Genomic DNA, 1,818 nt, shown 5'->3' on the forward strand with positions numbered 1-1,818 from the left:
CTCGCTCACGCATAATAAATTGTTCTTTTAATAATTCTTTTAATGTTACTTTTTGTTGCGAAGCAAATTTATGCTGAGGAGAACAAATAAACGTTAACTTATCTTTGGCAAAACGTATTATCTTAATTGATTTATCATTTGTATAAGGTAAGCCTTCAATTAAGGCAAGATCAATTTCTGAGGTGCGAAGTTTTTCGATTACTTCTGAACTATTTGCAATAAATAAACTCAAATCAATATCTGGATAAGTTTGTTTAAACTTTACAATAAACTCTGGCAATAAGTAGTTACCAATTGTCATGCTTGCACCAATTGACACACGTCCCTTTTTTAGGGTATTGAAATTTTCCAAACACAACTTTGCTTCTTCTAAAATATCAAAAATTTTTTTTGTATAGTAATAAAATTCTTTACCCTCTTCTGTTAAATACAAGCGTCTATTTTTTCTCAAAAATAATTTAACAGAAAATTTTGTTTCCAAATCTTTTATAGTTTGACTAACTGCCGATTGAGTGACCAAAAGCTCTTTTGCACTCTTGCTCATATTAAGTGTTTTTGCTACACTATTGAATACCACTACATGATGTAGTGACAAATCAGCCACATTCATAAGTTCTCCTAATACCTTGTTTAAAAGTTCTAATTTGCATTATACATAAAAATTAATTATATTACAAGTGTAAAAAAAATAAAGGAGGATTTTATGAGACGCAGTAAAGTAACTGTTATTGGAGCAGGTAATGTAGGCGCAACAGCAGCGCATTGGGCAGCAATTGAAGGTCTTGGTGATGTAGTTTTATTGGATGTTTTAGAAGGTATTCCTCAAGGTAAAGCCCTTGATCAATCTCAGTTTAGGCCTATTTCTGGTATTTCTTGCAGTATCATTGGTACAAACGATTACAAAGATACTGCTGATTCTGATGTTATTATCATTACATCCGGTATTGCAAGAAAACCTGGTATGTCAAGGGATGATTTACTTGCCACAAATGTAAAAATAGTAAAAGAAGTTACAGAAAAAGCGTTGGAATACTCAAAAGATGCTTATTTAGTTGTAGTTACAAACCCAATAGATGCTATGGTTTATACTTCTTACAAAGTATCGGGCTTACCAAAAAATAAAGTTATTGGTATGGCAGGCGTGTTGGATTCAGCAAGGTATAGATCATTTTTAGCAGATGCTATTGGTGTTTCTCCAAAGGATGTAAATGCTATTGTTATGGGAATACATGGTGATTATATGTTGCCTTTGGTAAGACTTGCAAATGTGTGCGGCATTCCGATAACCGAACTTTTACCAAAGGATGAAATTGATGCTATTGTAAAAAGAACTCAAAATGGCGGTGCAGAAATCGTTGCACACCTAAAAACAGGTTCAGCTTACTATACACCGGCTGCTGCAGCTGTTGAGATGGCAAAAGCAATTATTTTTGATGAAAAAAGAGTACTGCCATGCGCAGCATACCTTGAAGGCGAGTTTGGCATTTCTGGTTATTTTTTAGGTGTACCAGTTGTAATAGGTAAAAATGGCGTCGAAAAAATATTGCAATTTAAACTCACAGAAGAAGAGCAATCATTGCTTAAATTATCTGTTGAAAAAGTTAAAGAACAGGTAGCTTCAGTAAATAAAATTTTGGGTTGGTAGAGAGGTTTTCCTCTCTATCTTTAAAAAGGAGAGCTAAATGAAAATTTTAGTCACAGAGCATGTGGCTCAAGAAGGTCTGGATTACATAAGAAAAAATAACATCGAAGTAGAAGAAAAATTTAATCTAACGCCGCAGGAATTAGCACAAATAATAGGCGATTATGATGCAATAA

At 33.4% G+C, this 1,818-nt stretch carries 2 protein-coding genes; one reads left to right on the forward strand and one right to left on the reverse strand.

Annotation, left to right across the window (positions count from 1 at the left end; all coding sequences use genetic code 11):
- The coding region (locus Q0C22_RS08675; protein ID WP_291493816.1) for a LysR family transcriptional regulator at positions 1–610 on the reverse strand (610 nt) is incomplete at its 3' end.
- Positions 611–703: 93 nt separating this feature from the next.
- On the opposite strand from Q0C22_RS08675, the gene mdh reads away from it, so the two are divergent.
- Positions 704–1,645: a malate dehydrogenase gene (gene mdh, locus Q0C22_RS08680; RefSeq protein WP_291493818.1), complete on the forward strand. Its 942-nt coding sequence runs from the start codon at positions 704–706 to the stop codon at positions 1,643–1,645.
- The last annotated feature ends 173 nt before the right edge of the window (positions 1,646–1,818 follow it).

This window comes from Desulfurella sp., from assembly GCF_023256235.1.
Taxonomy (GTDB): domain Bacteria; phylum Campylobacterota_A; class Desulfurellia; order Desulfurellales; family Desulfurellaceae; genus Desulfurella.